The organism is Marinobacterium weihaiense (genome assembly GCF_019061305.1).
Lineage (GTDB): Bacteria > Pseudomonadota > Gammaproteobacteria > Pseudomonadales > Balneatricaceae > Marinobacterium > Marinobacterium weihaiense.
Map to the genome: position 1 here is coordinate 25,145 of NZ_JAHQZT010000017.1, position 18,805 is coordinate 43,949.

At 53.8% G+C, this 18,805-nt stretch carries 21 protein-coding genes; all 21 read left to right on the forward strand.

Translation table 11 applies throughout. The annotated features are described in order from the left end of the window. The first annotated feature begins 2 nt into the window (after positions 1-2). The 21 genes from KTN04_RS12500 to KTN04_RS12600 all read left to right on the forward strand — a co-directional run bounded on the left by KTN04_RS12500 (position 3) and on the right by KTN04_RS12600 (position 18,604). Complete coding sequence (locus KTN04_RS12500; RefSeq protein ID WP_217335566.1) at positions 3-896, forward strand: hypothetical protein; 894 nt, start codon at positions 3-5, stop codon at positions 894-896. Between the two features lie 3 nt (positions 897-899). Next, entirely contained in the window at positions 900-1,139 is a 240-nt protein-coding gene (locus tag KTN04_RS12505) for a hypothetical protein (RefSeq protein WP_217335567.1), read from the forward strand. A gap of 2 nt (positions 1,140-1,141) precedes the next feature. Next, entirely contained in the window at positions 1,142-1,933 is a 792-nt protein-coding gene (locus tag KTN04_RS12510) for a TIGR03759 family integrating conjugative element protein (RefSeq protein WP_217335568.1), read from the forward strand. 6 nt (positions 1,934-1,939) lie between these two features. Beyond that, positions 1,940-2,485 (forward strand): transglycosylase SLT domain-containing protein, encoded by a 546-nt coding sequence (locus KTN04_RS12515; RefSeq protein WP_217335569.1) that lies wholly within the window; start codon positions 1,940-1,942, stop codon positions 2,483-2,485. Between the two features lie 17 nt (positions 2,486-2,502). Then, the gene (locus tag KTN04_RS12520) at positions 2,503-3,006 is read left to right on the forward strand and encodes a PFL_4695 family integrating conjugative element protein (RefSeq protein WP_256449090.1); all 504 of its coding nucleotides are present in this window, start codon (positions 2,503-2,505) and stop codon (positions 3,004-3,006) included. Then, complete coding sequence (traD, locus tag KTN04_RS12525) at positions 3,003-5,045, forward strand: type IV conjugative transfer system coupling protein TraD (RefSeq protein ID WP_217335571.1); 2,043 nt, start codon at positions 3,003-3,005, stop codon at positions 5,043-5,045. Before KTN04_RS12520 ends, traD begins: the two co-directional genes overlap by 4 nt. After that, positions 5,042-5,794 carry a TIGR03747 family integrating conjugative element membrane protein gene (locus KTN04_RS12530; RefSeq protein ID WP_217335572.1) on the forward strand — a complete coding sequence of 251 codons (753 nt, stop codon included), beginning with the start codon at positions 5,042-5,044 and terminating at the stop codon, positions 5,792-5,794. Before traD ends, KTN04_RS12530 begins: the two co-directional genes overlap by 4 nt. A 121-nt stretch (positions 5,795-5,915) precedes the next feature. Then, positions 5,916-6,236: an integrative conjugative element protein, RAQPRD family gene (locus KTN04_RS12535; RefSeq protein ID WP_217335573.1), complete on the forward strand. Its 321-nt coding sequence runs from the start codon at positions 5,916-5,918 to the stop codon at positions 6,234-6,236. After that, a complete protein-coding gene (locus KTN04_RS12540; protein WP_217335574.1) occupies positions 6,233-6,466 on the forward strand; it encodes a DUF3262 family protein in 234 nt (77 codons plus the stop codon). The genes KTN04_RS12535 and KTN04_RS12540 overlap by 4 nt, the downstream gene beginning before the upstream one ends. A gap of 12 nt (positions 6,467-6,478) precedes the next feature. Beyond that, positions 6,479-6,844, forward strand: a complete 366-nt coding sequence (locus tag KTN04_RS12545) for a TIGR03745 family integrating conjugative element membrane protein (RefSeq protein WP_217335575.1) — start codon at positions 6,479-6,481, stop codon at positions 6,842-6,844. Between the two features lie 108 nt (positions 6,845-6,952). Further along, a complete protein-coding gene (locus KTN04_RS12550) occupies positions 6,953-7,375 on the forward strand; it encodes a TIGR03750 family conjugal transfer protein (protein WP_217335576.1) in 423 nt (140 codons plus the stop codon). After that, entirely contained in the window at positions 7,372-8,031 is a 660-nt protein-coding gene (locus tag KTN04_RS12555; protein WP_217335577.1) for a PFL_4703 family integrating conjugative element protein, read from the forward strand. Before KTN04_RS12550 ends, KTN04_RS12555 begins: the two co-directional genes overlap by 4 nt. After that, on the forward strand, positions 8,028-8,885 hold the full coding sequence (locus tag KTN04_RS12560; RefSeq protein WP_217335578.1) for a TIGR03749 family integrating conjugative element protein: 858 nt from the start codon (positions 8,028-8,030) through the stop codon (positions 8,883-8,885). Before KTN04_RS12555 ends, KTN04_RS12560 begins: the two co-directional genes overlap by 4 nt. Then, positions 8,882-10,372, forward strand: a complete 1,491-nt coding sequence (locus KTN04_RS12565; protein ID WP_217335579.1) for a TIGR03752 family integrating conjugative element protein — start codon at positions 8,882-8,884, stop codon at positions 10,370-10,372. The genes KTN04_RS12560 and KTN04_RS12565 overlap by 4 nt, the downstream gene beginning before the upstream one ends. 13 nt (positions 10,373-10,385) lie before the next feature. Then, positions 10,386-10,787, forward strand: coding sequence for a TIGR03751 family conjugal transfer lipoprotein (locus tag KTN04_RS12570; RefSeq protein ID WP_217335580.1), 402 nt, complete (start codon positions 10,386-10,388; stop codon positions 10,785-10,787). A gap of 24 nt (positions 10,788-10,811) precedes the next feature. Next, on the forward strand, positions 10,812-13,805 hold the full coding sequence (locus KTN04_RS12575) for a conjugative transfer ATPase (protein ID WP_217335581.1): 2,994 nt from the start codon (positions 10,812-10,814) through the stop codon (positions 13,803-13,805). A 14-nt stretch (positions 13,806-13,819) separates the two neighbouring features. Then, a complete protein-coding gene (locus KTN04_RS12580; protein WP_217335582.1) occupies positions 13,820-14,260 on the forward strand; it encodes a DUF1525 domain-containing protein in 441 nt (146 codons plus the stop codon). A gap of 1 nt (position 14,261) precedes the next feature. Further along, positions 14,262-15,266 (forward strand): TIGR03756 family integrating conjugative element protein, encoded by a 1,005-nt coding sequence (locus tag KTN04_RS12585; protein ID WP_217335583.1) that lies wholly within the window; start codon positions 14,262-14,264, stop codon positions 15,264-15,266. Between the two features lie 22 nt (positions 15,267-15,288). Next, on the forward strand, positions 15,289-16,632 hold the full coding sequence (locus KTN04_RS12590) for an integrating conjugative element protein (RefSeq protein ID WP_217335584.1): 1,344 nt from the start codon (positions 15,289-15,291) through the stop codon (positions 16,630-16,632). Beyond that, entirely contained in the window at positions 16,629-16,985 is a 357-nt protein-coding gene (locus tag KTN04_RS12595; protein WP_217335585.1) for a hypothetical protein, read from the forward strand. The genes KTN04_RS12590 and KTN04_RS12595 overlap by 4 nt, the downstream gene beginning before the upstream one ends. Beyond that, positions 16,982-18,604 (forward strand): conjugal transfer protein TraG N-terminal domain-containing protein, encoded by a 1,623-nt coding sequence (locus tag KTN04_RS12600; protein WP_217335586.1) that lies wholly within the window; start codon positions 16,982-16,984, stop codon positions 18,602-18,604. Before KTN04_RS12595 ends, KTN04_RS12600 begins: the two co-directional genes overlap by 4 nt. Positions 18,605-18,805 lie beyond the last annotated feature (201 nt).

Genomic DNA, 18,805 nt, shown 5'->3' on the forward strand with positions numbered 1-18,805 from the left:
GCATGAGTACCCAGAACACAGACGTAGATCCTTTTGAACAGGCCGCCAATGTGGAAGAGACCGATCGGGGAAAAGGGGAACAAAGCTCAAGCATGGCAGACCCTGTCCTGGTCGAGCCAATGGATGACGCACTTGATGCCACGCTGGAAGCTGAGGACATGAATCAGCCTGATCGAGATTCTTTGCCTCAGGCATCCACCGCACAACCACGTAGCGGGTTTCCTGTTGCTGGGGTACTCGCGTCAGTCGCTTTGATGCTATCGATGGGTACCGCTGCTGGTGTGGTGTATTCCCTTAATCAAACGGGTCAATTGCGTGCTGATACCAATGTTGCGCTCACTGATGTCGATGACAACATTGCTGCATTGGGTAACCGCCAATCTGAATCGGAAGTCTCGATCAGCCAGCTTCGTGAAACGGCTGGCCAAAACACCATTCGGATTCGGCAGCTCGATACTGACCAGCTGTCTGATGAGCTGGCAGCGATTAAGCGCGATATGGATCAGTTCAAATCATCGCTTTCGAATTCCAAAGTGGACTCTGAAGAAACTATGCAGTTACTGCTGCAGCGGATCTCAGACCTTGAGTCCATCACACAGTCTCTGCAGCAATCAGCAGCCCTTCGTGATTCCTCGTCGGCACCCAAACGAGTCGTTCGAGCGCCTAAGCCACAACCAAGGGTGTTCGACACGTTAGAAGGTAATACGGTCGTGTCAATCGATCAGTGGGGCTATGACTCCAGTGTGGTGCTACATGATCCCGTCACTGATGAATTTGTGTCCGTTGCAAAGGGTGGTGTTGTGAAAGGCTGGCGATATGAAGGTGCAAACGCCAAGGCCGAGACCGCCACGTTCGTTCGGGGTGGCAAGATCATCAATGTCAGAATCAAGGGGTAACGTATGGAGTACCTGATCATCGTGTTGTTCGGCGCTTTGATTATCAACGAGTCCTCCAAGGAAAGCAGCATTGCCCCCGAGTCGGTCGCTATTGGAACTCCTAAACCGATAGTGGAAGAGGGGCCCGTTTACAAGCCCAACCATTATTTCCTTGATCACGACACCGGTTATTACACCAGTGACCTTTCTGCACGATCTGCCCCCGACAAGTCCAGCACCACTATCCAAGAACAGGAGAAATAACCATGCGCAGAGCGCTTCTCTGGTTAGCCATTAGCGTAACCCTATCGTCGCCAGCTGTAGTTGCGGATAGCAGTCACGTTGAAGCCGCCGACTCAACAGCCGCGCCGTCAACATTCTCGGATAGTCGTGTTGTAGAGGCTCTGGATCGCCTGAGTGAAGACGAAAAGTCACAGGCAAAGCAGTGGATGCTGACTGAAAAAGACTGGGTTAAGTACAAGCGCATTATGGCTGGCCCACGCGGTATATGGTCGCCTGGTCTGGACCCGATCACAGCCCTTGGTGTGATGGAAACGGACCCAGCTGAACGCCGTCGCTACGCCGAAATTTGGATGAAAATGGAAGCGAAGCGTGCGGAGCTGGAGTTGGCCTTTGAAGTGGAGCGTATGGCCGCCAGCCAGCAGGTCCTGGGTGGGCGTCCGGTGGTCAACAATGAAAAATGGGTTCAAGAATGGAATGCTGAGCAAAGTCGTCGTACCCATGACGTGATGCTGTTTGTAGAGCCTGATTGCCTAGATGACTGCGGCCAACTGTTTGGGGAGGTGTTGGCCTCCACCGGTGAAGGTGACAGAACCCGTCTGAATGTATATTTCCCGGCCGGCACATCAGCCGAGGAAATTGGTGCTTGGGCGCAAGCCTTGAGTATCGATCCGGAGGTCGTGAAGTCACGGAAAGTCACCTTGAACTTCGATCGTGGTGAGTTCTCGCGCTACGACATTGTGCGTTCAGAATTGCCTGAAGTGCGCGTATTGAACCGCAAATCGGGTGACGTGAAGCGGACCTTCAAGCGCTGGTAATCCTTTATGGAATTCAGGAAGCAACTATGGAAGCTGGTTGTTGGCCTGTCGTGCCTGCTGGAGACAGCTACCGTGTGTGCGTCTGTACCGCCCATGGTGGAACGGGTAGCGGCTGAGCAAGGCGTCCCCGCACAGATCTTTTATGCCATCGTGCTGGCCGAATCCCGGTCACCTACACAGCAAGGCTCAAAGGCATGGCCATGGACGATCAACCTACAGGGACATCCGCACTTTTTTGCGACACGTGAGGAAGCCTACAGCTTTGCATCCACCTTGGTGGAACAGGGGACCAAGAACTTCGATGTCGGTATTGCGCAGGTGAACTGGTATTGGCATGGCGAACGGTTCGATTACAACCTCTGGTCAGCATTTGATCCCTACACCAACCTCACGGCCGCGGCAAAACACCTCCGAGAGCAGTATGCCCGTTCCGAATGTAACACCTGGGAACTGGCGGTTGGGTGCTACCACAGGCCCGCCAGACGCAAGTCTGATCGGGTAATCGCCGATGCCTACGCAAAGAGAGTATTCAAGATATGGTTCGACCTATAGCAACGCTTGCTGGTGTGATGCTGGCAGCGTCCGTGTATGCGCAACAGCCCCCTGTGGTGATTGCGGATCGGGGGGGCATACCCTTGGCTGATGTCATTAACGAAGGCGATGAACAAAAGCCTCAATTAGGTCAGTCCGTAGAAAGAGCAAGCGCAAACGCGCTAAGTCGGGGACTGCTGTCAGACGCCCTTTATCCGGTGATCAGCCGAAACCTGAGAGTGGGGCCTGTCGGGACCGATGAAGCGCGCAATATACCAGCGCACCTGCTGACCCAACCCATGTTTATTGTTGGCTATGACCGGGTAAGCGCGAACTGGCTCCAATCCAACGTGGATGTGCTTGAGGAAAAACGTGCGGTTGGTCTGGTCGTGAACGTTGATACAGCGCAGCAGATGGAGCGGCTGCTCGAACTCACCGACAGGCGCCTTGCGCTTACACCCATGTCGGGTGACCAATTGGCCAAGGCCATTAACCTGAAGCATTACCCGGTCTTCATTGATCGCTCGGGGGTGGTGCGATGAGCTTGATCGAAGCCAAACTAAGGCCTGCGGTTGAGGTCTGGTCTGGCCTGGTGGCGTTGGGTGCATCCAGCATCATTTTCACGATGCCCAGTTGGTTCATGATGACGGAATCGGTTGCCTATCTCTCTGCAGGCCTGCTGTTCGTGCTTGCGCTGATACGGTTTAAACAAGCCTTTGGGGTGATGCTCTATCGCATGCGCCTGCGGCGATTGCCGTACTACGGGCTATCGGCTGAACAAGTGCCCAAGTACCAGGACTCGCTGTTTTTCGGCCGTGGATTCAGATGGGGGCAGCGTCATACGCAGCGACTGAAAGACACCATGAATCCGGCTGTGCGTCACTATATCGAAGACAGAGGTCTGTACGTATGGGCACGTGACTTCGAGCGTAAGCACGGCGATCACTGGTTGACAAAATGGACGCGATGGAACTCACCGCTGAACCCCGTTCGGCCCTTGCCACCGATTGGTGGTAACCGTGTGCTGCATGCGGTTGGCATCGAGGACGAGAAAGATGTATTCATTGCCGGCTCTGACCGGCCTGGCAACACCTTGGTACTGGGCACCACGCGGCAGGGTAAATCGCGTTTGGCCGAGATCTTGCTGCTACAGGATATCCATCGAAACGATGGCCCTGTCATTCTGTTTGACCCAAAGTCCGATGCGGCATTGTTGACCCGAATGTACACAGCGGCCAAGCAAGCCGGTCGGGAAGATGAGTTTTACTGTTTTCACCTCGGATTCCCGGAGATGTCGGCGCGTTATAATGCGATTGCCAACTTTTCCCGTATCACGGAAATAGCCACACGGGTATCGAACCAGCTGGCGGGCGAGGGGAACTCTGCGGCGTTTAAGGAATTTAGCTGGCGGTTCATCAACGTTGTTGCGCGGGCATTGGTCGCGATCGGTGACAAGCCTGATTACAACAACATCCTGCATTATGTGACGGATATCGAGCCTCTTTTCAGGCGATTCGCTGAATATTGGTTACCGCGCAATGCGGATCTTTCCTGGCAAGCGGATGTGAACTTGTTCGAAGAAGAAGCCGCGATCCAGTACAAGAAGAATCCTCGCATTGCCAAGTACCAGTCACCTCGCACGGAAGCACTTCGCCGATATGTTGAAGGTATGGAGTTCAACGATGGTGTTATGCAAGGTCTGCTGGGGGCGTTGCGGTACGACAAGGAGTTCTACAGCAAACTGGTGGCCTCACTTATTCCACTGCTGGAAAAGGTCACCACGGGCAAAATAGGCAAGCTGTTGGCACCGGACTATGCCGATGCTGATGATGACCGTGCAATATTTGATTGGACCCAGATCATCCGGAAAAAAGGCGTGATTTATATCGGCCTGGATGCCCTGCAGGACCTGGAGATTGCCAGTGTTGTTGGCAACAGCATGTTTTCTGATCTGGTGAGCACAGCAGGCACCATCTACAAGCACGGGTACGAAGCGGGCATGGTCGATGCCGAAGAAGGCAAACTACCAAAAATCTATCTTCACGCGGATGAGCTGAATGAGCTGATTGGTCCCGAGTTCCTGCCGATGGTCAACAAGGCCGCTGGCTCAGGTGTCATCCTTACAGGTTACACCCAGGCACGTGCCGACTTGGAAGCAGCTTATGGTGACAAGGCCAAGGCTCAGGTGATTGAAGGCAACTTTAACAACCTGATTATGCTTCGTGTTCGAGACCGTTACACCGCCGAGCTGATGACTGATCAGCTTCCCGAGGTAGAAACCACAACAGTCATGCAGGTATCCGGTGCTACTGACTCTTCCAACGTGGATTCTGAATCCGATTTCACCAGTTCAACTCAGGACCGTATCTCGGTCAATGCAGCGCCCATGCTGGACCCCAGTGCGCTGATGTCATTGCCAAAAGGGCAGGCCTTCATGCTGGTGAACGGGGGCGAGTTGTACAAGATCCGCATCCCGCTGCCTGAAGATGATCACGTCTCCATTCCGGAAACGCTGCGGCAGATGACAGACCAGATGCAGCGAACCTATTCAACTGGCGAGCAATGGTGGGTGAATGCATGAGTAGTGCATCTGGGAGCGCACAATCGAATACTGGGCACCATCCTTCTGAGCGCCGAGGGTTGATACCGAAGCTCTTTGGCCTGATGGGGCGGATCTTCGGGGTGCTGTTATTTTCAGCTTTCATGTCGATCATCATGGAATGGGTTGGGATGGCGTGGTGGTTCGCGGACGATTACACCGGTTACAGCCATGCCCAGGAAATGTTCCAGCAGGAACTGACTTATCTGAACAGCGCTGCCAAAAGTGGTGCCTCGGACACATACGCTTCTGCAAAAGCGAACGAGTATGTGCAGGAGGCCATTGATGTAGCCTTCTTTCGATCAGGGGTTATGGATTGGATTCACGCATCCCATGTGGTGAAGCCGGGGGATCATGACATGGTGGTGTTCTTCAAGGATATTCAGGCCGCCATTTACGATTATCTGATTGCCATGGCGTATACGCTGATGACGTTCATGGTGCGCGTGACGATACTCACGCTGTCACTGCCGGTCTTCTTTTTATTTGGTCTGGTTGGCTTTGCTGATGGTCTGATGAAAAGGGATTTGCGCCGCTTCACGGGTGGGTATGAATCGTCCTTTGTTTACCATATAGCAAAGGGCTTTTCCGCACCCCTGATCATCACCGCCTGGATCATCTATTTAGCGATGCCGGTTAGCGTGCATCCCAACTATTTAATTACCCCATTTGCCGCCATGTTTGCTTTTGCAATTTTCATCACAGCGAGCAAATTCAAAAAGTACCTGTAAGCCAAATTGCTTATCTAAAAGCCGGACTTTTAGCCATGAATTAGGACATTACCGATGACCTAATTCAGGCCTTTTTTCGCCTAAATCTTGGTTAAAGTTCGCAAAAACCAAGGAGCCGAGCATGAAACCATCTTTCAGATACGGGGCGACTGTACTGGCTTTAGTGGGCGTAGCCATTGTGCCTGTATATGCCGATGTATGGAGCGAACGGGCAGCGCTCGCGCAGATTGCATCAGAACTGACCGCGCTTGAACGGCTGGTCAGTGACGCCCAAAAGCTGTCTGAAAACGATGCCCGGGTGAAATTCGATTACGACGTTTTGATGCGCGATTTGGAAGTTATTCGTTCGGGCATTAATACGCACCTGTCCCAGCCCATTAATCCTGTCATGCCATCCCGTGTCGATGCCCTGGGCGGTGAGTACACGGAGAAAAATAAATGAGTTGGGAAACTGACTTCAATACTGGGGCCAATGGTTTCCTGACAGCGGATAGCGTGCTCTTCGCGGCTCAGTCCATCGGCGCCACGTTGATGTTCATTTGGGTCGCGTGGGTCTGCCTTCAAGCCTATCAGGACTATGGCAACGAACAGATCAAAAGCTCCCAGATGATTTTTCTGTGGTTCCGCGCCGTCTTTGCTTTGTCGGTGGTGCTTTACCTTTTAGTCAATTAGGAGAATGACTCAATGAAACAACTCTGGTCCAAGACCAATGCCTTCATCGCGGCTGCGCCGTTTCTGTTGGCAGCGCGTGCTGAAGCGGCACTCCCCACAACCGCTGATCCCACCAATGCACCGTCTGACGGTAACTACATCGAGCTTCTGAAAGGTTACGCCTTTGATATTGGCATCGTCGTTGGCCTGATCGTTGGCACCATTGCGTTCCTGGTCGTCGCCAACAACTGCATCGGCGTTTACAAGGAAATCGGTACCGGTAAACGCACTTGGGGCGACCTGGGCTCCCACGGTGCCTTTGGTGTGCTCCTCTTGGTATTCGTGGTGTATCTGCTGACTGAAGCCGCCAGCATTATTTTTGACGGTGGTACGCCCTAGGCCTACATCGCCTGATGACATGGGGGCCACTTCACCCGGGCACCCATGTCGATTCGATACACCCCCACCTTGATCCAATTATTTCAGACATTCAAAGAGAGTTTTTTCATGGCGGATCTGGAAGGCATGAAAAATGGCGAGATTAACTACATACCTGACCGCTTGATTGCAGACCCTGTGGTGTTTCGCGGCATGACCGATAGTGAAGTGGTGTTCATTGTCATCACCTCCCTGATGTTTTGGATACCGGTATCTGTGCTGATCCTGATGCCATTTGGGTTTTCCATTTTCGGTGTCGCAATTGGATCAGGCCTCACGATCGGAACACTCATCTTGGCCGGCAAGCAGCTCACTCGGATTAAGCGGAAGCAGCCAGACGGTCTGCACATCGTGTTTTTCAAACGACAGCTCCAGCGCAAGGGGCTTGCCCGCTTTGGCTTCATCGATGAGTCGTCAAGCTGGGATATCCGTCGTTCCTCGCCTGTTGAACGGATCAAGGTCGCTACTGAAGAAGAGGACTCATATTCATGAGTAGGGTAAAGCGGGCGCTCGATGCCCGAGACGCACACCTCTGGTCGCTCCGATTTGTCATTGTTGTACTGGTGGGTGTGATTGCCTATGCCATGTACGGCTGGTCTCAGGCCCCCAAACGCATCAAGGTCGATATCCCTCCTGATCTGCGGACCGGTTCAAGCCGTGGGATTGAAGAGCGTCACCCGTACAACGTCTACGGATTTGGCTTGTACATCTGGCAGCAGCTCAACAATTGGCCGGTGGCCGGTGAGAAAGATTACCCCGTCAACATTGCCCGTTTGGCCTGCTATATCACCCCTCGGTTTCAGGCCGAGCTGAAGCGTGACCTGGACCAAAAGGGCCGTCGTGCTGAGCTGGCACGTACCCGTGCCTTACAGGAAATGTTTGACCGCCCCTATGAACCCAAGCGTGTGTGGGTCGAGTCGGGTGAGTCCTGGGTGGCTTATTACGACGTGTCCATCAAGGAAACGTATCGCGGTGAGACCGTGAAGGACATATTCGTGCGGTATCCGATCCGGATAGTGCGTTGGGATACCGACGCCGAGTGTAACCCTTGGGGGCTTGCGTTGGATGGGTTCTATGAGGAGCCGGTGCGCCTGGAGCAGCAGGCTAAAGAGCGGTTGGCTGCTCATCAGGAGGAAAATCTGTCATGAGATTCAAACTACTCGCCTTTATCGCAGCCTCCTGCCTGAGCCTCGCTGCGACCGCTACTGAAATCGTTCACTACAACAACAAGCCGGTGATCGTGCAGCTGCATGCAGGTGAAGAACGCAAAATCCAGTTTGGTGATCACGTCAAAGTTGGCGTAACCCGCAAGCAGGAAGTCGAGCAGCTATTCCGGGTCCAGTCCGCCCAAGGGGCTGTCCTTGTTCGTCCTGGCAAGCCTTTTGAGCGAGAGCGCGTCGTCATCAAGCGCATTACGGATGGCAAAGTCGTGTTGTTGGATCTGGTTGCCACCGATGCGCCTGCTAATGCGCAGCCTCTGGAAGACATGCGTATCTACTTGGAAAACGAAAACTCGATCGAGCAAGAGGTGAAGGCCAAAGAGGAGCAGGTGGCCAAGAAGGGGCCTCCGATTACACCGATCACCTTGACCCGTTATGCCGCTCAAAAGTTGTATGCCCCTACGCGGTTGCATAACGATATCCCCGGCATATCGGAAGCAAACTTGAATGCAGTGCTGAACAAGGAAGTACGAGCGTTCAAAGGGATTAACCGAGCGCAAACCCGTGTAAAGCCAGTACTCGCCTACCGTGCGAATGACCTCTACGTGGTGGCCTTGCTGGTACGTAATACCACCAATGAGTCGGTCACCCTGAACTACCTGGATATCAACCTGCCGTTCAGCCATGCCACCTACCAGCATCATCAACTGAGCCGCCGCGGAACTGCGGGGGACCGCACCATTTTGTACCTGGTGAATGACCGCCCGCTTGCCGAAACCCTGGTGCCCTGGACCTTCTATGGGGTGCAAGCCGAAGACGCGAAGGGAGGTAACACCCAATGAGTGTTATGAAGAGCAATCTCCTGGTCAAAATCATGGCCGTTGTGCTTGTTGGCGTAGGCATCATGATCATTTTTGCCAAAGTGAAAAGTGGCAGTGGGGGTGAGCTACAACCGATAGAGCAGGCACCGCCAGCGGCACATAACGGGTTGGCTGATAACCCGATGAGCAACGAGGAGCTTGAGAAAGAGTACGGCGTGGATTTTGACTCACCGGAGGAAACCATGCGCACCCTGACTCAGCAAATCAAGTCGCTGCGTTCGGAGAACGCGCGCATTGCGGGTGAGAACGAAACCCTGCGTCAGCAAACCAGCCGTTTGCTGAACATGGAAGAGAACATCTCGCAGCGTGTGGAACGTGAAATCCAGGATGCGAAGGGCCAGGTGGACGAGCAGGCTCAACAAGTCGAACACCAGCGTAAACGTTCGGAAACACTGCTGGGTAAGCTGGAGCAGCGCCTTGCCGATCTGGAACGCAGTCCCCAGGAGCAGGGCAGTGCCACCAATGCAGCAGGGTATGACATCGGTGCCGCGAATATACCTGATGGACTGGGGTATGACAGTGCTACCGGCGAGCCTCAGCTGATCTGGAAAAACCCGCTGGATGCGCACGTGGATCCCAAACGTGGCACGATCACCATGCCGGACTTTGAGGCCCCGGATTTAAGTTTTATGCCACGTGGCGAGGAAATCCGTACCGGCCAGAAGGACGATCCGAAAAAAAAGCCCCAGTCGGTTAAGGCCTACACCATGCCGGCCAACGCGACCCTCATGGGTTCAACCAGCATGACAGCCTTGCTGGGACGCATTCCGGTTGATGGTCAGATTCCTGACCCCTATCCGTTCAAAATCATTGTAGGGCCCGAAAACCTGTCCTCCAACGGTATCCACATTCCTGATGTTCAGGGCATCACGATGAGCGGTATTGCAAAGGGGGATTGGACCCTTTCGTGTGTTAGCGGCGAGATCCACAGCATGACCTTTACCTTCAAGGACGGCTCAATTTCGACCTACCCCCCGCAAGACAAGGGTTCAAACGGCAATAGCCGGACCATGATCGGTTGGTTCTCCGACCAATATGGCATTCCCTGTGTAACAGGCAAACGCATTACCAACGCACCAAGCTACCTGGCAACGCGCATTGGCATGGGAGCCGTCAGTGCCTATGCCGATGCCGTGGCCAGCTCTGAATACACCACAACCGTTAATGCCGAAGGCACGGAACGCCAAAGTCTGACGGGCGATGGCATGAAAGCGGCTGAAAATCAGGCCATATCCGGCGGTGCTGATGAAGTGACTCAGTGGCTGGATCAACGCCAGTCACAGAGTTTCGATGCCATCTATGTCGAACCGGGGACACCTGTGCATGTGCATCTGGAAAAGCAAATCGCCATCGACTATCCGATCAATGGCTTCGGGCGGAAGGTGCAGCATGAGGAATACATCGAGTACCAGAACCAGCAGAACTCAGCCTATCGAGCACTGGATTAAGAGGAACCAGACCATGCAGAACACACTGAAACTGACCGTAACATTGCTGGTCTTCGGGGTACTCGCAGGCTGTAGCTCCAAAGACTCAATGTTGCCTCAGCCCGATCAGACCATGCAGGACGTGTATAACACCACGATGGGTTCTACCGGTGAGGGCAAGCTGATGGATGAGCGCAGTGCGCTGCGTCGCAGCCTGACCGAATCCGACGTGGATTACAGCAGCTACGTGCGTACCGAAGCCACTCAGCTGCACTCAAAATTCAAGCTGCTGCCCAACCCAACGCTTTATATGTTCGTCGCCCCCCACCTGTCTACGGCCGATGGTGTGCCGGTGCCGGGCTATCTGACCGAATTCAAACTCTATACCCGCGACCACTATGCACTGCCGGGTGAGATCAATACCCCTGCACACTGAGCGCCTGGGAAGAGGAGATAGCAGATGGGCATTTTGAAGATGCTACGTGGTGGGAAATCCGAGCCCGAAATCACTGAAGGTAAGAAAGCGGCTGAAACAAAGCTTAACCCAGTTCATTCGGTCCCTGAGCCGGATGAACCCGAGGTCAAAAAGAGGCCCCTAAAAACTGCAGACGTGAAGCGCATGTACGGACGCCCAAGCAGCTTCATCGACAAGCTGCCCTGGTATGAGGCGCAGCCCGAATCCAACACGATTTTGCTGGATGACGGGATCTCCGTAGGCGCGGTATTTGAAGCGGTACCCATTTCAACAGAAGGGCGTTCACCTGAATGGCTGCAGGAAGCCCGTAACCGGGTGGAGGATGCGGTTGCTGACTCATTTGATGAAGACCCGGATTCACCGTGGATCATCCAGCACTATACGTTTGATGACAGTCAGATGATCGACTTCATCCACCAGTTGCGGACCTATCCGGATCAGCATTGTATCGATTCCGAGTACACCCAAACCTGGCTGGATACCATCGAACAACACCTGCACGGCATTTGTAAGGAAGGTGGATTGTTCTTCGATGAGGAAGTCATGGGGACCAGTTGGGGTGGCAAAATGCGGCGCACGATGGTGGTGGTGTATCGCCGACTGCCCAAAAACTGGAAGCACCCGCAAGACTTGAGCCCCGAAGAGGACTTAAACAACGTTTGTGACAAGTTCACCAGCAGTTTGCGAGACACCGGTGTTCAGCTGATCCGCGTGGGCGGCAAAGTGTTCTACGACTGGATGCTGGCCTGGTTTAACCCTAGACCCCCGATGACAGGGGGTAACCGGCGTGAGTTTTATGAGCTGGCAGGGTACCCCGGTGAAGAGGATCGTCCCTTCGGCGATGACTTTGCGGAATCATTGTTTTTCTCCATGCCAAAATCCGACAGGGATAAACAGGCGTGGATTTTCGATGGTATGTACCACCAGTGCATCCGCGTGAATAAGCTTCGTAGGTCGCCCAAGATTGGCCTGATTTCCGGTGAAATCAGCATGGCCGGCGATAAAGTCTCGTGTCTCATGGACAAGATGCCACCGGGCACGATTGTGGTGACCACGTTGGTCGTCACACCCCAAAGCGAAGTCGAACACCACATTGACCGCATTGCCGAAAAGTCACGAGGGGAGTCAAGTGAGGCGGTTTATGCCCGCCGTGACTGCAAGGTGGCCAAAGAACTACTGGCACACCGCAATAAGCTCTACCGCATGACGATGGCGGTCTACATCCGTGCTGAAACACCAAAACAGCTCAAGAAGCATAACAACCAAGCCTGTGCTCTGCTGACCGGTGCCCAGCTGCAGCCCTACCAAGCGGAGGATGACCCGGTTGGATTGGATGCTTACATCCTGAACCTGCCAATGGTGTATGAGCCCAAGATGGATCGTAACTTCCGAGCATCGCGCCCGGCATGGCTCCAGCACATTGCCAACCTGTCATCTCTGTTCGGTCGTCACCGGGGCACTCAACACCCAGGCACGATCATGTTCAACCGCGGTGGTGAGCCCCTGCTTGTCGATCCCTTCCATAAGGCGGACCGTCAGAAGAATGCTCATGGGGTCATTCTTGGACCCACCGGTGCCGGTAAATCGGCACTGCTCAACTATTTCTCGTCCCAGATCATGGCCATGCACCGTCCGCGCATGGTGATCGTGGAAGCCGGTAATTCCTTCGGGTTGCTGGGGGACTATTTTGCGGCCAATGGCCTGAGCGTGAACAAGCTGCAGATCAAGCCCGGTGCCGGGGTGTCACTGGCACCGTTTCAGGACGTACACCTGCTGATCGGCAGTGATGATGAATCCGACAAGGACTTTATCGATGCTGAGAGCATCCCCGAACGTGATTTAAACCGCTCAATCGTTCAGGTCATGACGGCAGAAGGGCTCAAGGTTCACTTTGACGATCTTGATCTGGACGAGCAGGCGCGTATCCGTGAAAAAGCCGTCATGGATTACCTCGCTGAGTCCAGCATGGATGACGACGATGATGATTTGGAAGACGACCAGCGTGACATCCTGGGTGAAGCCGAAATCATTGCCAAGCTGATGATTACAGGTGGGGAAGAAGAGGAATCCAAGCGTCTTCTTCGTGCCGATCGTCGAATGATTCGTGATGCCATCCTCAAGGGAGCTCGAAGGGCTGTTAGCAAGAATCGTACAACACTGACCGAAGACGTGGCCTGGGGGTTCTCCCAAATAGCACAGGACGATGCATACCCGGAAAAGCGCCAAGAGCGTGCCTTTGAGATGGGGGAAGCGATCCGGATGTATACGGATGGCTTTGAGGGTGAGCTGTTCAACAATGAAAAGTCCGCCTGGCCCGACGTGGATGTGACCATCGTGGATCTGGCAACGCTGGCCCGTGACGGATACGAGTCGCATTTAGCCCTAGCCTACACCTCGATCATGCAGAACACCAACGCGCTGGCCGAGAAGTACCAGCATTCTGGCCGGCAGATCGTCATGTTCACGGATGAGGCGCACTTGATCACCGTTAATCCGCTGTTGTCCTCCTTCTCGGTCAAGATTGTGAAGATGTGGCGTAAGTTGAACGCCTGGTACTGGCTGGCTACGCAAAACCTGGACGACTTCCCGAACGATTCCAAGAAAATCCTTAACATGTGTGAGTGGCTGATCTCCCTTGTAGCACCCCAGGAGGAAATTAATCAGCTGGCACGGTTCCGCCAATTGTCCGAAGAACAGCGCCATCTCATGCTGTCAGCCCGTAAAGAGCAGCACAAATATGTTGAAGGCACGATTCTGGCGGACAAGGTGGAAGCGCTGTTCCGTAATGTGCCGCCCAGCTTGTTCCTTTCCCTTGCAGGCACGGAGGGCTATGAGAAAGCCCAACGTGCAGAGTTGATGCAGGAGTATGGGATCACTGAAGTGGAAGCGGCTTACCATGTCGCAAAGATGATCGATCACTCCCGTGGCATAGGGCCAAAGCCGGAAGCACCTAAGTCGTCACGGAGGAAGCGGGCATGAAACGGATCTTCACGATGTTGCTATTTTCTTCCCTGGTTAGCGTTGTGTCTGCTGAAGAGATCCGATCGGTCATGGTGTGGCACGACTCTGATCTCGCTCCGGTAAAAGAAGACCACCGTTTCGATACCGACACCCAGGTGCATATGTTCGACATGGCGCTTCAACGCACAGTCGAAGGGCAGATCAATGAGGATCTCAAGGCTCAGGGCCTGACGTTTGGCTCGGATATGGGCAGTAACCGTGACCGTACCAAAGAGGCACTACGTGCTTATATGTCCAGCGAAGCCTTTGAAGCGGCCGGGCAGAGCCTGAAAGCCTTTGGCTATGGCCTGAGTGCTGCCATGCAATACCGCATCGAGCGTGTGCCATCCATCCTGTTAAACGATCGCTACCTGGTGGTTGGTGTGAACTCGTTGGATGAAGCCGTCAGCATCTTTCATCGGGAGGTGAACTGACATGAAACTCAAGCAGTTGTCAGTCGCACTTTTCACGGCTGCAACCCTAACGGCAGGCTCCAATTCAAAAGCCGATACCATCACGACGCCAGAGGTTATCACCAAAACCACATCGGCCTTCTTCAATTGTGCTGATTATGAAGTAGTGGGGGTGTGCTTCTGGCTCTACTGCACGATTACAGGCTGCACCGTTAAAACCTCCGCCAAGGTTGCTCATTACAACCCTGAAATCACCACACAGACCTATCGGAATGCTGAGAAACCACCTTGGGTGGAAACCCGGGTAATGCTCGATGCCATGCAGGCAGGCCATGATGGCTCTCTGATCGGCATCATATTAGAGACTATGGGGTCCGGGCTTGATGAGCTCGGCGGTGGGGCTGGCTCCGAGAATAAAGCGGCGTCCCATTCCAACATGACGTTCACGCTGACGGATTCCTTTGGAAACCCAGTGCTGCTGGCGTCTAAGGTCATTGGGTCGTCAGGGTATGTCTGTGACCCCCAGCTGACGCCCATGTATCCCTACTATGTGTCCAACCTGGACACGGTGGCGTGGCGTTTCAGCATCCCCGAGATGTTTTATCCGCAATCGCTAAACCCTTTCGGCAGTCTGCTTGGCAGCAATAGCTACAACTGGGGCGGTTACTACCCTCGAATCGGTCACGTGACCAACCATGATCTGGTCAAGGAAAGTGGCCTGATAGCGTTTCGCAGTGCCCATTTTCTTTCCCGCCGTGGCGAAAGCCACGTCTACACCACGATTGCTCAAAACAGCCGTGAGGGCTTCTGGCCACCGGGACCTCTGACCGAACACTCCGGTAAATGGCAGCAGTTGGCTCCGAAAGGTGAAACGAGCTGCAAAACCTTTCCGCTGAGTGCGGGGACAGGGCCATCGGATGGACTTTCGGGCTATCGAAGTGACGACGGCGCACACGTTTGGAACCTTTGGCGGCGATATAAATGCTGCAAGGACCGTGGCGACTTCTTATACGACATCGAGTGGTAAACGCTAACCAGAGGAAAAACACATGAGAAAACTGACCCTAGCCACCCTGATCGCGTCCCTGGTTGGTGCTCAGGCCATCGCTCAAACTGCCAGCCCGCGGATGATGACAGTCAACAACTATGAAATTGGTGGGAGCCTTCTGCCGGGTAGCCCGACCAGCACAAACTCAATGAATGTCTTCAGCCTGGGCGCCGAGTGGGAAGCCAACATGCAGTGTGGCAACTTCGACCCCAAAGTATCGGTGTCGAACCAGCTCAACGGCGTGACGGATGGCTTTAAATCCATGATGGGTAACATCGTGAACAATGCCACCTCAGCCGTCGCCTCATTGCCAGCCCTGGTGATTCAGCGTGCCAACCCGGGGCTTTATGACTTGCTTCAGCAAGGGGTTCTACAGGGCAAGCTGGATATGGAGTTTGCTGAAACCTCCTGTGAAGGCATTCAGGACATGGTTATGGGAGATACAGGTCTGCCATGGGAACAGGCCACCGTGGCCACTCGCCAGCAAACCTGGGCGGATAAAATCAGTAGCTCCGGTGGTGATGCCGTTGCCGCCAAGAACAGTTATGACGGCACCAATATTGGTGATGAAGGCCGTGAGTGGGTCTGTGGCGAGAAGCGAGGCGGTATCGGCCAACCCAAGGTCAACACGATTTACGATGTCGTCGTCGCAGGCTACAACCTCTACCACAACAAAACGGACCTGTGCAGCAATGGATCGCCTGCAGCTGGCCTACGCGATGACTCCATGATCTACAAATACTGGACCAGCGCCGATGCTGCTGCAGATTGGGTGGTCGAGACTGTGGGCGAAGTGCGGCTGGACACTTGTAGCAGCTGCCGGAAGATTGAAACAAAGCCCGGTGTGGCGCTGGAAGTAAAGCATGCTGATCTGACTGAGGTCCTGATCGAGCGCCTAAGCAACCTCGTTAATGGTACGACCCAAACCACGTGGCAGAACCTGAACCGCGTATCCGCACCACCTGCTGTTGTCATTACGCCTGCCGTTATTCGCAAAATTCAGTCTGCGCCGGCTGGTGGAGCAGAACGCATGATCGAAGATATTGGTCGTGAAGTGGCGTTTGCCCGGCTCACTGAACAAGCCCGTCTTGCCATCCGCATGCTGCGCACAGGGGCCAAAGAGCCGAATGTCCAGTCGTTCCCGAATGCACCTGAAACGGTTAATGCGGCGGTGATCCAAATGCGGGAAAACATGGCCCTGATCCAAGAGGCGGCTACTCAGGTGGCCCCTGTGGCCTCTAAAACTGTTCAGTCCATCATGGTGGGTGAAGAGAAGCGCTTGCAGCGTGCGCGAATGCTGGATCGCGCTACCCGTGATAACAATGAGCTGAGGCTGCAGGAATGATCAAGGATATCCGGACAGGCTTGGCCTTTGCTGGCACCTTGGTCGTTCTGATCGTGAGTGTGGCTCTGTTTACGCACTTCGGGGCTTTGGGGACCACGGACTTCAATATGACTGATTTAAAATCAACGTTGTTACCGTGGAGGGTAGCGATGTACGTGCTCGTGGTCGCAGCTTGGAAGCCGATCAGCCGCTTCCTGTCGCGGCCCCGGGTCTATCCCGAGGATCGTACTGAAGAGATGCTTGAAAAATGGGATCACCTCAGTGATTTGCTCGCTCGGTCCTGGTGGAAAGTAGCACTGTTTTTCGCAGCTTTTGAGGTCATCATCATTCAGCAAGTGGGGATGGGGGCATGATTGCGAATACTTTCCTGGATATCTACACGTCGATTGTTAGCTGGAAGATGTATGGCACGCTCTGGGACACGCTGAACGGAACGGGCCTGGCTTACATTCCGTTCGCAGTCGCAATTGTAAGTTCTCTTCAGCAAGCCTATGACCAGTCTGCCAGTCGCATTATCGCGACCTTGGAGATGCAAATACTGGGATTTATCATCATGCTCATGCTGGTGGTGATCCCCTACCAAAATAACGCTGTATCCATCGCAGATGTGCGCTATACGGTCACCAGCACGTCTTGTAACGTCGCGGATGTTTCAGGCTCCGGGGATGACACGGGAAAATCAGCTGATGATGTGTTCTCTGACCTCGGTGGATCAGGATCATCTGTTCGAGTGCCTGTAGCCTGGGGCTTGGTGGAATACCTGTCGAGCTCGATTACCTACACCGCGATCAAGTCTATCGGGTGTGCGGCCAGCTATGACGAAGTGCTCTATAAAATCTCGACGGCCTCTATCGATGATACACAAGTACTGGATCGTCTTGAGGAGTTCAATCAGCAGTGTTACCGACCAGCACTCGCTGACCTGCAGCAAAATGGATTGCCAGCTGGTCAGACGCGTGACCAGATGGAAGCGTGGGAAGATCCCAGCTATATCGGCTCCGATGTGTTGCTGAATACCCCTGACCGATATTTTCAGTCGGATCAGGCCTACATCCACCATGCTGAGCGGTATGGGTTTTCCTACACCCCGACACCGGGCTCGCTTGATGAGCAACACGATCAAGCTACCTTTGGCGCAACCGTTACCTGTAAAGAGCTTTGGGAGGGGCGCGGCGATGTGCCTGGCTTGAAAGATGCGGTCTTTGAATCCATTACGGATACAAGTGATGGTGAAGATGCCTGGAATGACTGGGATGAGTATGGATCAGAGCTATATGGCACTCTGACCGATGAAGAGCAGAAGGAAACGTTCCTGAAAGCGGTACTGGACGCGAATGCGGGTAACTACGCAGCGGTTGATAACATCAGTGTATCAGGTGGTGAGCCAGTGGAACGTAGCTGGACAGATCCACAAACCTATCTGGACGGGTTAACCAACCTTGTTGCCGGTGGTATTGCGGCTTGGGATGGTGCCAGCACTTGGGCCCAATTTGTTGTCATCAAAAATTCTATGAAAACGGCCGTTCCCATGCTGATTTCGATGGCACAGGCGTTGGTTGTGATCATAGCACCCTTGGCAATGGTCTGGTCCTGCTACAAATTCTCGACCTTTGTCACGTTGGCACTGTCATATTTTGCGCTGGAGTTCCTGAACGCCGTTATGGGGCTGGGGTATTACTTCGAGAACAAGATAGCGCTGATGTCCAACAAGGCCATCATTGACGGTGAAATCTACGCTTCTCTGACTGTCTACCTGGTGAGCTTCATCCAGCTGTTCTTACTACCAACGATTTGGCTTGCACTGGTATCAGCAACAGGAGCAATGGCTGTGAGGGGCATGAATGGTGTCGGCGGAAGTGCCAGAGGCACTTATGGATCAGGCGGATCTCAGGCAGCATCAAGCATGGCAGGACAAAAGGCTCTTCAAGGAGGCAAAGATTTTGTGAGCGGCTTTAAGTCGAAGTTCAAGTAAGATCACAAGGGGCCACCAGCAAGGAAGCTGTTGTGACCCTTTTGCTTTGCTTGAAAAGACTTCCAGCTCTCCCTTTCTTCTGATTTGCGCACAAAGCGGACTTCCAACGGGAGTCGACCTCATCAAATTGTGCCCGCGGGACACGCTCATCCCTGACGAAAAGATTAACAGTTAACTTCTATTTGCAATTACCCGCCTTCC